At 73.1% G+C, this 12257-nt stretch carries 13 protein-coding genes; 10 read left to right on the forward strand and 3 right to left on the reverse strand.

Annotation, left to right across the window (positions count from 1 at the left end):
- The first annotated feature begins 9 nt into the window (after positions 1 to 9).
- Complete coding sequence (locus tag Tsedi_RS02650; protein WP_143893329.1) at positions 10 to 1482, forward strand: TrkH family potassium uptake protein; 1473 nt, start codon at positions 10 to 12, stop codon at positions 1480 to 1482.
- Between the two features lie 11 nt (positions 1483 to 1493).
- Positions 1494 to 2954, forward strand: coding sequence for a TrkH family potassium uptake protein (locus Tsedi_RS02655; protein ID WP_143893331.1), 1461 nt, complete (start codon positions 1494 to 1496; stop codon positions 2952 to 2954).
- Positions 2955 to 2990: 36 nt separating this feature from the next.
- Here the strand turns inward: Tsedi_RS02655 and Tsedi_RS02660 are convergent, their stop codons facing one another.
- The 3 genes from Tsedi_RS02660 to Tsedi_RS02670 all read right to left on the reverse strand — a co-directional run bounded on the left by Tsedi_RS02660 (position 2991) and on the right by Tsedi_RS02670 (position 5056).
- Positions 2991 to 3365 (reverse strand): carboxymuconolactone decarboxylase family protein, encoded by a 375-nt coding sequence (locus tag Tsedi_RS02660; RefSeq protein ID WP_143893333.1) that lies wholly within the window; start codon positions 3363 to 3365, stop codon positions 2991 to 2993.
- 96 nt (positions 3366 to 3461) lie between these two features.
- The gene (locus Tsedi_RS02665) at positions 3462 to 3947 is read right to left on the reverse strand and encodes a rhodanese-like domain-containing protein (RefSeq protein WP_143893335.1); all 486 of its coding nucleotides are present in this window, start codon (positions 3945 to 3947) and stop codon (positions 3462 to 3464) included.
- A 14-nt stretch (positions 3948 to 3961) separates the two neighbouring features.
- A complete protein-coding gene (locus Tsedi_RS02670) occupies positions 3962 to 5056 on the reverse strand; it encodes an AraC family transcriptional regulator (RefSeq protein ID WP_143893337.1) in 1095 nt (364 codons plus the stop codon).
- A 79-nt stretch (positions 5057 to 5135) separates the two neighbouring features.
- Between Tsedi_RS02670 and Tsedi_RS02675 the strand changes: the two genes are divergently transcribed.
- The 8 genes from Tsedi_RS02675 (at position 5136) to Tsedi_RS02710 (ending at position 12088) form a co-directional block, all read left to right on the forward strand.
- Positions 5136 to 6743, forward strand: coding sequence for a carboxyl transferase domain-containing protein (locus Tsedi_RS02675; protein ID WP_143893339.1), 1608 nt, complete (start codon positions 5136 to 5138; stop codon positions 6741 to 6743).
- A gap of 11 nt (positions 6744 to 6754) precedes the next feature.
- Positions 6755 to 7540 carry an enoyl-CoA hydratase/isomerase family protein gene (locus Tsedi_RS02680; RefSeq protein WP_143893341.1) on the forward strand — a complete coding sequence of 262 codons (786 nt, stop codon included), beginning with the start codon at positions 6755 to 6757 and terminating at the stop codon, positions 7538 to 7540.
- A gap of 67 nt (positions 7541 to 7607) precedes the next feature.
- Positions 7608 to 9656: an acetyl/propionyl/methylcrotonyl-CoA carboxylase subunit alpha gene (locus Tsedi_RS02685; RefSeq protein ID WP_143893343.1), complete on the forward strand. Its 2049-nt coding sequence runs from the start codon at positions 7608 to 7610 to the stop codon at positions 9654 to 9656.
- Positions 9657 to 9746: 90 nt separating this feature from the next.
- The gene (locus tag Tsedi_RS02690) at positions 9747 to 9944 is read left to right on the forward strand and encodes a DUF4160 domain-containing protein (RefSeq protein ID WP_185970557.1); all 198 of its coding nucleotides are present in this window, start codon (positions 9747 to 9749) and stop codon (positions 9942 to 9944) included.
- Complete coding sequence (locus Tsedi_RS02695) at positions 9937 to 10380, forward strand: DUF2442 domain-containing protein (protein ID WP_143893347.1); 444 nt, start codon at positions 9937 to 9939, stop codon at positions 10378 to 10380. Before Tsedi_RS02690 ends, Tsedi_RS02695 begins: the two co-directional genes overlap by 8 nt.
- Positions 10381 to 10404: 24 nt before the next feature.
- Positions 10405 to 11328: a hydroxymethylglutaryl-CoA lyase gene (locus Tsedi_RS02700; RefSeq protein WP_143893349.1), complete on the forward strand. Its 924-nt coding sequence runs from the start codon at positions 10405 to 10407 to the stop codon at positions 11326 to 11328.
- 1 nt (position 11329) lies between these two features.
- Entirely contained in the window at positions 11330 to 11836 is a 507-nt protein-coding gene (locus Tsedi_RS02705) for a YbaK/EbsC family protein (protein WP_143893351.1), read from the forward strand.
- Positions 11837 to 11845: 9 nt separating this feature from the next.
- Positions 11846 to 12088, forward strand: a complete 243-nt coding sequence (locus Tsedi_RS02710; protein ID WP_143893353.1) for a DUF1289 domain-containing protein — start codon at positions 11846 to 11848, stop codon at positions 12086 to 12088.
- Positions 12089 to 12257 lie beyond the last annotated feature (169 nt).

A 12257-nucleotide genomic window follows, 5' to 3' on the forward strand; every position in this document is an offset into this window, starting at 1 on the left:
GCCGACGCCATGCCGTTCGTCCGCATCGCGCCCATCCTTGGCGTCGTCGTGATGGTGTTCGCGCTGGCGATGCTGGTGCCGCTGGCGGTGGCGCTGGGGATGCAGGATGGCACCGCCGCGGTGTGGGGCGCGCCGATGGGGCTGGCGCTGCTGGCCGGTGCGGCGGTGTGGGGACTGGGGCGACGCGCGGTGGGGGCGGAGCCGGATCTGCAGCCGCGCGACGGCATGCTGCTGGTGGTGCTGGCGTGGACGGTGCTGCCGGCCATCGCCACCGTGCCGCTGCTGCTGTTCTACCGCCAGCACGGCGGGGCGCTGACGTTCACGCAGGCCTACTTCGAGACCGTCTCGGCGCTGACCACCACCGGCGCCACCGTGCTGACCGGGCTGGACGCGCTGCCGGCCTCGATCAACCTCTGGCGCGGCCTGCTGCAGTGGCTGGGCGGCATGGGCATCCTGGTGCTGGCGGTGGCGATCCTGCCGATGCTGGGGGTGGGCGGGCAGCTGCTGCGCGCCGAGGCCACCGGCCCGATGAAGGACACGCGCCTGACGCCGCGCATCGAGGAGACCGCCAAGGGCCTCTGGAGCGTCTATGCGGTGATTTCGCTGGTCTGCCTGCTGGCCTACCGCTGGGGCGGCATGTCGTGGCTGGACGCCTGGATCCACATGTTCACGACGATGAGCCTGGGCGGCATGTCGTCGCACGATGCGAGCTTTGCGCACTTCAACTCGCCGCGGCTGGAGTGGATCGCCACCTTCTTCATGCTGGTGGCCAGCGGCAGCTTCGCGCTGTACTTCGCGGCGCTGGTCAAGCGCAGCCCGGCGCGCGTCTGGCGTGACGCCGAATGGCGCGGCACCTGGCTGCTGATGATCGGCTCCAGCCTCTTCATCGCCTGGCTGCTCGTGCAGCGCGGTGTCGTGACCGAGCCGGCCGAGGCGCTGCGGCTGGCGGCGTTCAACGTCGTTTCGGTGGCTTCCACCACCGGCTACGCCAGCACCGATTACCTGCAGTGGCCGGTGTTTGCGCCGATCTGGATGCTGCTGCTGTCCGGGGTGGCCACCAGCGCCGGCTCCACCGGCGCCGGCATCAAGATGGTGCGGCTGCTGATTCTGCTGAAGCTGGCGCGGCGCGAGCTGACGCGCATCATCCACCCGCGCGTGGTCAGCCCGGTCACGCTGGGCGGACGCGCGGTGGGAGCGGACGTGGTCTACGCGGTGCTGGCCTTCATGCTGGTCTACGGCGGCACGATCGCCGTGCTGACGATGGCGCTGCTGCTGACCGACATGCCGTTCGACACCGCCTTTTCGGCCATCGTCGCCAGCGTCAACAACCTCGGGCCGGGGCTCGGCGAGGTGGGGCCGGCGGGCAACTTCGCGGGGCTGACGGCGCCGCAGCTGTGGCTGTGCACGCTGGCGATGCTGATGGGACGGCTGGAGATGCTGGCGCTGCTGGTGCTGTTCACGCCGGGTTACTGGCGCAAGTGAGGGAAGGGGCCATGGGCACGCTCGGACCGACGCTGTACGTCTTTTCGCACGTGCTGATGGCGTTCGCGCTGGCGTTCGCGGTGCCGATGGGCTGGGCCTGGTTCCACGATGACGTCACGTACGAGCTGCAATGGGCGCAGGCGGCCGGGCTGACGCTGGTCAGCGGGGCGCTGCTGTGGCTGCTGACGCGGCGCCAGCGGCGGGAACTGGCCACGCGCGACGGCTTTCTGCTGGTCAACCTGGTGTGGCTGGTGCTGCCGGCCTACGCGGCGCTGCCGCTGAAGTGGATGGTGCCGGGCATCACCTGGCACCACGCCTACTTCGAGGCGATGAGCGCGCTGACCGCCACCGGCGCCACCGCGCTGTCGGGGCTGGAGCGGCTGCCGGTGTCGGTCAACGTCTGGCGCTGCTTCCTGCAGTACGTGGGGGGGCTGGGCGTGATGCTGCTGGTGGTGGCGGTGCTGCCGATGCTGGGGCTGGGCGGCATGCAGCTCTACAAGGCCGAGACGCCCGGCCCGATGAAGGACCAGAAGCTCACCCCGCGCATCGCCGAGACCGCGCGTGGGCTGTGGGGGGTGTATTTCGCCTTCTCGCTCGCGTGCCTGCTGGCCTACCGCTGGGCCGGCATGAGCTGGGCGGATGCCTTCATGCACATGTGCACGACGATGGGGCTGGCGGGCTTCTCGTCGTACGACGCCAGCCTGGGGGCGTTCCAGTCGCCGGCGGTGGAATGGGTGGCGGTGGTGTTCATGGCGCTGGCCGGCATCAGCTTCCTGCGCTATTTCATGGTGCTGCGCGGCCTGACGCTCAGGCCCCTGTGGGCCGACCGCGAGATCCGCACCTATGCCGCCGTGCTGCTGGCGGCCACCGCCTGGGTGGCCGGCATGCTGGCGGTGGAAGGGGTGTACGCGGACTTCCCGACTGCGCTGCGGATGGCGGCGTTTCACGTGCTGTCGCTGGCCACCACCACCGGCTACGCCACCACCGACTACCTGCAGTGGCCCCCGTTCATTCCGGTGTTCCTGCTGTTCCTCGGCATGTTCGTCTCGTGCGCCGGCTCCACCGGGGGCGGCATCAAGATGGTGCGCATGGTGCTGCTGATCAAGCAGGCGCGCCGCGAGCTCGTGCGCATCCTGCACCCGCACGTGGTCAACCCCGTCACCCTGGGCGGACAGGCGGTGCCGGCGGCGGTGATGAACGGGGTGCTCGGCTTCATGCTGATCTACGGCGCGGTCACCGTCGGGCTGGCGTTCCTGCTGCTGCTGTCGGGGCTGGACGTGGTGACGGCGTTCTCGGCGGTGATCGCCACCGTCAACAACATCGGCCCGGGCCTGGGCGAGGTCGGGCCGGCCGGCAACTACGGGGGGCTCACGCCGTTTCAGCTCTGGGTGCTGAGCTTCGCGATGCTGCTCGGGCGTCTGGAGCTGCTGAGTGTGCTGGTGCTGTTCACGCGCGCATTTTGGCGCCGCTGAACGGCGCCGCAAGCGGCCCGACCCAGGGGCGCAAGGTCAGGCGGTGGCGGTGGCGGCGCAAACTTGCTCGGCGGTCATCGCGTCCCAGCACTTGAGCGCCTCGGCCGCATACATCAGCGCCGGGCCGCCGCCCATGTAGGTGCAGATCGTCAGCAGCTCCTCCAGCTCCTGGCGCGTGCCGCCGAGCTTGATCAGCGCGCGCACGTGGTAGCCGATGCAGCCGGAGCAGCGCTGCGTGATGCCGATGGCCAGCGCGATCAGCTCCTTGTGCTTGGCGCTGATGGCGCCGTCGGCCATCGAGGCCTGCGCCAGCTGGGAGAAACCGCGCATCGCCTCGGGCTGGGCCTTGCGCAGCTGGTTGAGCTGGGCGCTGATGTCGCAGATCAGGTCGTTGTGGTCGACGATGGGCATCGCGGGCTCCTGCAAGCGGATGATGAGGCCGGCAGGATACCCATATGGGTATCAACCGGGGTTGACCGGGATCAAGGACGCACGCCGCGCGGGCGTTCAGTGCCGTGGGGCGGTGGCCGGGCGCGGCGTGTCCGCCACGCCGGGGCGGCCGGCGGCCTTCCAGCCCTCCAGCCCGCCCTGCAGCACGCGCACGTTGTCCCAGCCGGCCAGCCGCAGGGCGAACGCCGCCTGCGCCGACAGCGAGCCGGTGTTGCAGTACAGCAGCACCGGGCGGTCGCGCGGGATGCGGGCGCGCTCGGCGATCACGCGGCGCCACTCGATGTGGATCGCCCCGGGGATGTGCTCACGGGCGTACTGGCCGGCGTCGCGCGCGTCGATGAAGACGTAGCGCGGCCAGTCCTCGCGCGTGAGTTGTTCCGGAAACATCACCCCGCCGCCATAGTCGACGAAGTCGAGGTAGGACTCGAGCGCCTCCACCACCGCGGGGGCGGGCTCGGCGTGGGCGGCAGCCACGGCCAGCGTGGCGCTCAGCGCGGCCGCCAGGGCGCGCAGGGTCGGACGGCGGACGGACGTCGATCGCATGAGGCGCGAGCATATCAGCATGCACCGATATCGTCGCCGGCCGCGCGTCGCGCCCGCTCGCGCCACGCCGCCGGGCTGCAGCCGGTCCAGGCGCGAAACGCGCGCAGGAAGCTCTTGTCGCTGGCGTAGCCGACCGCGGCGGCGATGCGCTTGACCGGCCAGGTGGTGCGCAGCAGGTGCTGCTCGGCCAGCTCCTGCCGCACCCGCTCGCGCAGCGCGTGCAGGGTGGTGCCGGCGGCGGCCAGCTGGCGCTGCAGCGTGCGTGGCGAGACGTGCAGCAGCGCGGCCAGCTGCGCGGTGTCGGCGCCGGGCTGGGCACGCAGCGCCAGTCGCGCGCGCTCCAGCAGCAGGCGGTCGTGCCGGTAGGGGCGCACCATCAGCCGGATCGCCTGCGGCAGCATCGCGCGCAGCGCCGCCTCATCGCGCCGCAGCGGCTCGTCCAGCACCGCCGCGGCCAGCCGCGCCTCGGTGCGCGCGGCGTGGTAGCGCAGCCGCGCGCCCGGGAACAGCAGCGCGTGCACGTCGGCGTGCGCCGGCGGCGCAAAGGCCAGATCCAGCTCCAGCAGCGGCAGCCGCGCGTCGATCCACCACGCCGACAGCCCCAGCGCGTTGCGCAGCAGCGAGACGTGCGCGAACTCCCGCAGGATGGCGCGTTCGGCAACGTCCGCCAGGGCCGCGCCGGGCGCCACGCGCTCGTGCAGCGTCAGCCGCGCCACGGCGCCGTCGCGCTCGAGCGTCAGCACGACCTCGTCGGTCAGCAGCGCGTGGTGGCGGCACCAGCGCGCCAGCGCCACGCCCAGCGTTGGCGCGGTCAGCGAGGCGCGCGCCAGCATGCCGTAGCTGCCCCACGGCAGCCGGCGGGTGAACCAGCCCAGCGCCTCGTCGTCCAGCTCGCGCATGGCGCGCAGCGCCAGCCGCTCGAACGGCAGGCTGGTCAGGCGTGCCTGCGCATCGAGCAGGTCGGCGCTGCCGAGGCCCGCCTCGCGCAGCGCCGCCGCGGGATCGGCGCCCCGCAGCCGGTAGCCGAGGGCGATCGCGCGCGCGAACGCCATCGGCGTGGCGGCCACCGGCGCGCGCCGGCGCGGCGGGCGTTGCGGATCGGGCGACATGGTTGGCGCATTATGCAACCTCCGCGCCGGGCTGTCCCTCTGGTGCACGGGCGGCCCAGGCGCCACAATCCGGCGCACCATGAGCGTGCTGACCTCCCGACTCAACCCCCGTTCGGCGGACTTCCAGGCCAACGCCGCGGCGATGCGCGCCCTGGTGGACGACCTGCACGCGCGCATCGCGCAGGTGGCCCAGGGCGGCGGCGAGGCCGCGCGTGCCAGGCACGTGGCGCGCGGCAAGCTGCTGCCGCGCCAGCGCGTCGAGATGCTGCTCGACCCCGGCACGCCGTTTCTGGAGATCGCGCCGCTGGCGGCGCTGGGCATGTACGACGACGAGGCGCCGTGCGCCGGGCTGATCGCCGGCATCGGCCGCGTGGCCGGCGTCGAGTGCGTGATCGTCTGCAACGACGCCACCGTCAAGGGCGGCACCTACTACCCCATGACGGTGAAGAAGCACCTGCGCGCGCAGGAGATCGCGCAGGCCAACCGCCTGCCCTGCATCTACCTGGTCGATTCGGGCGGGGCCAACCTGCCCAACCAGGACGAGGTGTTTCCGGACCGCGACCACTTCGGGCGCATCTTCTACAACCAGGCCAACATGAGCGCGCAGGGCATCGCGCAGATCGCGGTGGTCATGGGCTCGTGCACGGCGGGCGGGGCCTACGTGCCGGCGATGAGCGACGAGACCATCATCGTCAAGAACCAGGGCACGATCTTCCTCGGCGGCCCGCCGCTGGTGAAGGCCGCCACCGGCGAGGTGGTCAGTGCCGAGGATCTGGGCGGCGGCGACGTGCACACGCGCCTGTCGGGCGTGGCCGACCATCTGGCCGAAAACGACCTGCACGCGCTGGCGCTGGCGCGCGAGGCGGTGGCGCGGCTCAACCGCCGCAAGGACTGGCCGGTGGCGCGCCGGGCGCCGCGCGCGCCGCTGTACCCGGCCGAGGAGCTCTACGGCGTCATCCCGACCGATGCGCGCAAGCCGTTCGACGTGCGCGAGATCATCGCGCGCCTGGTGGACGGCTCGGAGTTCCACGAGTTCAAGGCGCGCTACGGCACGACGCTGGTCACCGGCTTTGCGCACCTCGAGGGCATGCCGGTGGGCATCGTCGCCAACAACGGCATCCTGTTCGCCGAAAGCGCCGACAAGGGTGCGCACTTCATCGAGCTGTGCTGCCAGCGCAAGGTGCCGCTGGTGTTCCTGCAGAACATCACCGGCTTCATGGTGGGACGCAAGTATGAGAACGCCGGCATCGCGCGCGCCGGCGCCAAGATGGTGACGGCGGTGGCGTGCGCGCAGGTGCCCAAGTTCACCGTCATCATCGGCGGCAGCTTCGGCGCGGGCAACTACGGCATGTGCGGCCGGGCCTATTCACCACGCTTCCTGTGGATGTGGCCCAACGCCCGCATCAGCGTGATGGGCGGCGAGCAGGCGGCCTCGGTGCTGGCCACGATCCGCCGCGACGCCATCGAGGCCAAGGGCGGCACCTGGAGCGCCGAGGAGGAGGAGGCGTTCAAAGCCCCGATCCGCGCGCAGTACGAGCGCCAGGGCCACCCCTACTACGCCACCGCACGCCTGTGGGACGACGGGGTCATCGATCCGGCGGATACGCGCCGCGTGCTGGCGCTGGGCCTGTCGGCGGCGCTGAATGCCCCGATTCCGGACACGACGTTCGGCGTCTTCCGCATGTGAGGGAGGGGACGATGGCTGACCTGAACGTGACGGTTCGCGACGCGCGCGCCACGGTGACGCTGGCGCGTCCGCAGCTGCGCAACGCTTTCAACGACGAGCTGATCGCCGCGCTGACCGCGGCGTTCGCCGAACTGGGGGCGCGCGCCGACGTGCGCGTGATCGTGCTGGCTGCCGAGGGGCCGGCGTTCTGCGCCGGGGCGGACCTGAACTGGATGCGCCGCATGGCCGACTACGGCCGCGAGGAAAACCTGGCCGACGCCGGGCGGCTGGCGGCGATGCTGCGTACCCTCCACGCCTGCCCCAAGCCGACGATCGCGCGCGTGCACGGCGACGCCTACGCCGGCGGCGTGGGGCTGGTGGCGGCGTGCGACCTGGCGGTGGCGGCCGACACCGCGGGCTTCTGCCTGAGCGAAGTCAAGCTCGGGCTGATCCCCGCCACCATCGGGCCCTATGTGGTGCGCGCGATGGGGGCGCGCGCGGCGCGGCGCTACATGCTGACCGCCGAGCGCTTCGACGCCGCCGAGGCGCGCCGCATCGGCCTGGTGCACGAGGTGGTGCCGGCCGGGCAGCTGGACGAGCGCGTCGGCCAGCTCGCCGACCAGCTCGCCGCCAACGGGCCGCAGGCGCTGGCGGCGTGCAAGCGGCTGCTGGACGACGTGGCCGAGGCGGCGCTGGACGACGCGCTGGTGGCGCGCACCGTGCAGGCGATCGCCGACGTGCGCGCCAGCGCCGAGGGGCGCGAGGGCGTGCAGGCGTTTCTGAACAGGCGCCGGCCGGCCTGGCTGGCGACGACGTGAGACCGCGGCCGTCGCCGCGCCGCCCGTGGGGGGCGTGGCGGCCGGTATCGTCAAGGAAGGATGGCGGATGTTCGACAAGATCCTGATCGCCAACCGCGGCGAGATCGCCTGCCGCGTGGCGGCCACCGCGCGGCGGCTGGGCGTGCGCACCGTGGCGGTGTATTCCGAGGCCGATGCGGGGGCGCGCCACGTCGCCGCCTGTGACGAGGCGGTGCCGATCGGCGGCGCCGCGGCGCGCGACAGCTACCTGCGCTGGGAGCGCATCCTGGAGGCGGCGCGCGCCACGGGTGCGCAGGCCATTCACCCCGGCTACGGTTTCCTGAGCGAAAACGAAGCCTTCGCGCGCGCCTGCGCCGAGGCCGGACTGGTGTTCATCGGCCCGCCGCCGCAGGCCATCGCCGCCATGGGGCTGAAAGCCGAGGCCAAGCGTCTGATGGAAGCCGCCGGCGTGCCGCTGGTGCCGGGCTACCACGGCGCCGACCAGGATCCGCGCGTGCTGCGCGCCGAGGCCGAGCGCATCGGCTGGCCGGTGCTGATCAAGGCCAGCGCCGGCGGCGGCGGCAAGGGCATGCGCCGCGTGGACGGGCCGGGGGGCTTCGACGAGGCGCTGGCGGCCTGCCAGCGCGAGGCGCAGGCCGCGTTCGGCGACGCGGCGGTGCTGATCGAGCGCTACGTGCAGCGCCCGCGCCACGTCGAGATCCAGATCTTCGCCGACGCGCACGGCCACTGCGTGCACCTGTTCGAGCGCGACTGCTCGGTGCAGCGGCGCCACCAGAAGGTGCTGGAGGAGGCGCCGGCGCCGGGCCTGCCGCCGGAGCTGCGCGAGCGCATGGGGCTGGCGGCGGTGGCCGCGGCGCGCGCGGTGGGCTACGTCGGCGCCGGCACGGTGGAGTTCATCGTCGAGCAGCCGCTCGGCTACGACCACCCCGAGGCGCTGCGCTTCTACTTCATGGAGATGAACACGCGGCTGCAGGTCGAGCACCCGGTCACCGAGGCCATCACCGGGCTGGATCTGGTGGAGTGGCAGCTGCGCGTGGCCGCCGGCGAGCCGCTGCCGTGGTCGCAGCACGAGCTGACCTGCCGCGGGCACGCGATCGAAGCGCGCATCTGCGCCGAGGATCCGTCCAAGGGCTTCCTGCCCGCCACCGGCCGGTTGCAGGTGCTGCGCGCGCCGGCGCACGTGGCGTTCCGGGTCGGCGACGTGCGGCTGGACGCCGGCGTCGGCGAAGGCGACGTCATCAGCCCGCACTACGACTCGATGATCGCCAAGCTGATCGTGCGCGGCGACACGCGCCAGCAGGCGCTCAAGCGGCTGGATGAGGCGCTGGCGCGGCTGCACGTGGTCGGCGTGGCCAACAACGTCGCATTCCTGCGCCGCGTGGTGCGCAGCGACGCGTTCGCGCGGGCGCGGCTGGACACGGCGCTGATCGAGCGCGAGGCCGCGCAGCTGTTCGCCCAGCCGGGCCTGCGGCGCGAAGCGGCGCTCGCGGCGGCGGTGGCGCACGTGCTGCACGGCTGGCAGGCGCAGGCCGAGGCCGACCCCGATCCCTGGAGCGCGCGTGACGGCTTTGCCAGCCACGGCCGGCGCGAGCGCGCCCTGGCCTTGCAGTGGGGCGAGGAGACGGTGGCGGCGGCGCTGGTGTGGCCGCGCGGCGGTGCGGTGCGGCTGCGCCTCGGCACCGGCGCGGACGCCCCTGAGCACCCGCTGCGCTGGCGCGCCGACGACGGCGGCGCGTGGGCGCTGCGCGTCGGCTGGGGTGAGCTGGACCTGCGCGCCAGCGTCTACGCCGAGGGCGAGCGGCTGCACGTCTTCACGCCCGAAGGCCGCGACGTCGTGACCTGGATCGACGCGCTGGCGCACGCGGCGGATGCCGCCGGGCCCGAGGGCGGCCAGCTGACCGCGCCGATGCCCGGCAAGGTGGTGGCGTTGCTCGTGCAGCCGGGCCAGCGTGTCACCAGGGGACAGCCGCTGGCGGTGCTGGAGGCCATGAAGATGGAGCACACCATCGCCGCCCCGCGCGACGGGGTGGTCGAGGAGCTGCTCTACGCCCCCGGCGACCAGGTCGCCGAAGGTGCCGAGCTGCTGCGCCTGGCGGCGGAGGTGGCGGCGGGGTGATCGGGTGGTTCGATCAACGCGGCAGCTTGCAAAAACCCAACCTGTTGGGTTATCATGGCGAGCATCCGGCACGGTTCGTTGAGGCTGGTCGTGTATCCCAATGATCACGAGCCCCCCCATGCGCACGTGATCGGGGCCGGTTGGGAGGTCCGGGTGGCGCTGTCGTGCCCGCCCGGACTGCTGACCGTGGCGGGGCGGCCCAAGGCGGGCGAGGGCGCCGACGCCCTGCTGGCGGTCGAGGCGCGCTTGAGCGAACTGCGGCAACTGTGGAGTGAACTGCATGGGTGAGTCCCCCACGTGGCCCGACTGGGTCAAGGCCGAGCTCCGGCGGCTGCCCGAAGCTGAATCCGCTGGCCGGGCGCAGGTTGGCCACGACCCGCTGCGGGCCGTGGCGGCGCGCTACGACCGGCGCCATCGCCGGGTGGTCGTCGAGCTGGCCAACGGCTGCGTTTTCGCGTTCCCCGTGGATCTGGCGCAGGGGCTGGCCGGCGCGAAGGTCGCGGACTTGGCCGACATCGAGATCACGCCGCTGGGTACCGGCCTGCACTGGCCGCGCCTGAACACCGATCTGACCGTGGAGGGACTCCTGGCCGGGGTGTTCGGCGGGCGGGTCTGGATGCGGTCTCTCGCGGCGCGTGGCGGCCGCGTCACCTCGGCCGCCAAGGCCGCGGCGGCCCGGCGCAACGGCGCCAAGGGTGGCCGGCCGCGCAAGGCGGTCGCTTGAAAGGGGAAATCGGGAATGCCTGCCATGAAGCTGCCTGCCCGCGTGCGCATCGTCGACGTCAGCCCGCGCGACGGGCTGCAGAACGAGCGCCAGCCCGTGCCCACCGACGTCAAGGTCGAGCTCGTCCACCGCCTGCAGGCCGCCGGCGTGCAGGAGATCGAGGTCACCAGCTACGTCAGCCCGAAGTGGGTGCCGCAGATGGCGGACAACCACGCGGTGATGACGGGCCTGCAGCGCCGGCCGGGCGTGCGCTACGCCGTGCTGGTGCCGAACCTCAAAGGGCTGGAGGCGGCGCTGGCCGACCGGCCCGACGAGATCGTGGTGTTCGGCGCCGCCAGCGAGGCGTTCAGCCGCAAGAACATCAATTGCTCGATCGCCGAGAGCATCGAGCGCTTCGCCCCGGTGGTCGAGCAGGCGCGCGCCGCCGGGGTGGCGGTGCGCGGCGCGATCAGCTGCGCGGTCGGTTGTCCGTACGAGGGCGAGGTGGCGCCGGGGCGCGTCGGCGAGGTGGCGCGCCGCTTCAAGGCGATCGGCGTGCAGCGCGTGGACGTGGCCGACACCATCGGCGTGGGCACGCCGCTGAGGGTGCAGCGGGCGCTGGAGGCGGTGCTGGCGCACTACGACCTCGACCACGTCAGCGGCCATTTCCACGACACCTACGGCCAGGCGCTGGCCAACACGCTGGCGGCGCTGCAGCTGGGGGTGTGGAACTTCCAGTCCTCGGTCGCGGGGCTGGGCGGCTGCCCCTATGCGAAGGGCGCCACCGGCAACGTCGCCACCGAGGACGTGGTCTATCTGCTGCACGGCCTGGGCCTCGACACCGGCATCGATCTGGAGGCGCTGGCCGAGACCGGCGCCTGGATCAGCGAGCGGCTGGGCCGCCCGACCGGCTCGCGCGCCGGGCGCGCGCTGCTGGCCAGGCGCGCTTGCGTGGCCGAGGGAGGCTGAGATGGGCGGCGCGCAGGTCAAGCCGCTGCCCGAGGGGGTGCGCCGCGTCGCCGCCGCCTTGCAGGGCCACGGTGCCGGGCACGAGCCGGTGATGCTGGACGCCGCCGCGCGCACGGCGCAGCAGGCGGCCGATGCGCTGGGGGTGGCGTTGGGGCAGATCGCCAAGAGCATCGTCTTCCGCCGGCTGCCGGACGATGCGGCGGTGCTGGTCATCACCAGCGGCGACCGCCGCGTGGACGAGGCCAAGGTGGCCGCGCGGGTGTGCGGCCCGGGGCAGACACTGGCGCGGGCGGATGCGGCGTTCGTCAAGGCGGCGACGGGGTTCTCGATCGGCGGCGTGGCGCCGCTGGCGCACGCCCGCCCCCCGGTGATGCTGATCGACGCCGAGCTGTTCCGCTTCGACGTGATCTGGGCCGCGGCGGGACATCCGCATGCGGTGTTCCGGCTGACCCCGGCGGAGCTGCGGGCTTGGACCGGGGCCCCGGTGGCCGACGTCACCGCCCGCTAGCATGCACGCATGACGTCCCCGCCCCCGGATCGCCGGCGTCTGACGCTGGCCGAGGCGCTGCGCCGCCAGCCGGCCGGCGCGCCGGTGCCGTCACCGTGCGTCGGTGTCTGCCGCATCGACGACGCCACGGGCCTGTGCGCCGGCTGCTGGCGCACGCTGGACGAGATCGCCGCCTGGGGCGGCAGCGACGACGCCACCCGTCGCCGCATCTGGCAGGCGGTGGAGGCGCGGCAGGCCGCCGCCGCGCGCTGAAGGCCCGCCGCTGGCGCGGCGCGTGACCGGGGGGCTGGCGCCGCGGCCCGAAACCCGGGATGATTCGACCGGGCCGGCCCTTGTGTGGCGGCTGCCGCGCCGCCCTCATCGGCGCGGGCCGGGCGCCTCAGCGGCCGAGGCACATGCATGAAAATGCATAATCGTGACC

Source organism: Tepidimonas sediminis (assembly GCF_007556605.1).
Classification (GTDB): Bacteria; Pseudomonadota; Gammaproteobacteria; order Burkholderiales; family Burkholderiaceae_C; genus Tepidimonas; species Tepidimonas sediminis.

What these genes read in the sequence shown, in the direction of transcription:
- Tsedi_RS02650 (WP_143893329.1), top strand. Translation starts at nt 10, where the DNA reads ATGCCGTTCGTCCGCATCGCGCCCATCCTTGGCGTCGTCGTGATGGTG.
- Tsedi_RS02655 (WP_143893331.1), top strand. Translation starts at nt 1,494, where the DNA reads ATGGGCACGCTCGGACCGACGCTGTACGTCTTTTCGCACGTGCTGATG.
- Tsedi_RS02660 (WP_143893333.1), bottom strand. Translation starts at nt 3,365, where the DNA reads ATGCCCATCGTCGACCACAACGACCTGATCTGCGACATCAGCGCCCAG.
- Tsedi_RS02665 (WP_143893335.1), bottom strand. Translation starts at nt 3,947, where the DNA reads ATGCGATCGACGTCCGTCCGCCGTCCGACCCTGCGCGCCCTGGCGGCC.
- Tsedi_RS02670 (WP_143893337.1), bottom strand. Translation starts at nt 5,056, where the DNA reads ATGTCGCCCGATCCGCAACGCCCGCCGCGCCGGCGCGCGCCGGTGGCC.
- Tsedi_RS02675 (WP_143893339.1), top strand. Translation starts at nt 5,136, where the DNA reads ATGAGCGTGCTGACCTCCCGACTCAACCCCCGTTCGGCGGACTTCCAG.
- Tsedi_RS02680 (WP_143893341.1), top strand. Translation starts at nt 6,755, where the DNA reads ATGGCTGACCTGAACGTGACGGTTCGCGACGCGCGCGCCACGGTGACG.
- Tsedi_RS02685 (WP_143893343.1), top strand. Translation starts at nt 7,608, where the DNA reads ATGTTCGACAAGATCCTGATCGCCAACCGCGGCGAGATCGCCTGCCGC.
- Tsedi_RS02695 (WP_143893347.1), top strand. Translation starts at nt 9,937, where the DNA reads ATGGGTGAGTCCCCCACGTGGCCCGACTGGGTCAAGGCCGAGCTCCGG.
- Tsedi_RS02700 (WP_143893349.1), top strand. Translation starts at nt 10,405, where the DNA reads ATGAAGCTGCCTGCCCGCGTGCGCATCGTCGACGTCAGCCCGCGCGAC.
- Tsedi_RS02705 (WP_143893351.1), top strand. Translation starts at nt 11,330, where the DNA reads ATGGGCGGCGCGCAGGTCAAGCCGCTGCCCGAGGGGGTGCGCCGCGTC.
- Tsedi_RS02710 (WP_143893353.1), top strand. Translation starts at nt 11,846, where the DNA reads ATGACGTCCCCGCCCCCGGATCGCCGGCGTCTGACGCTGGCCGAGGCG.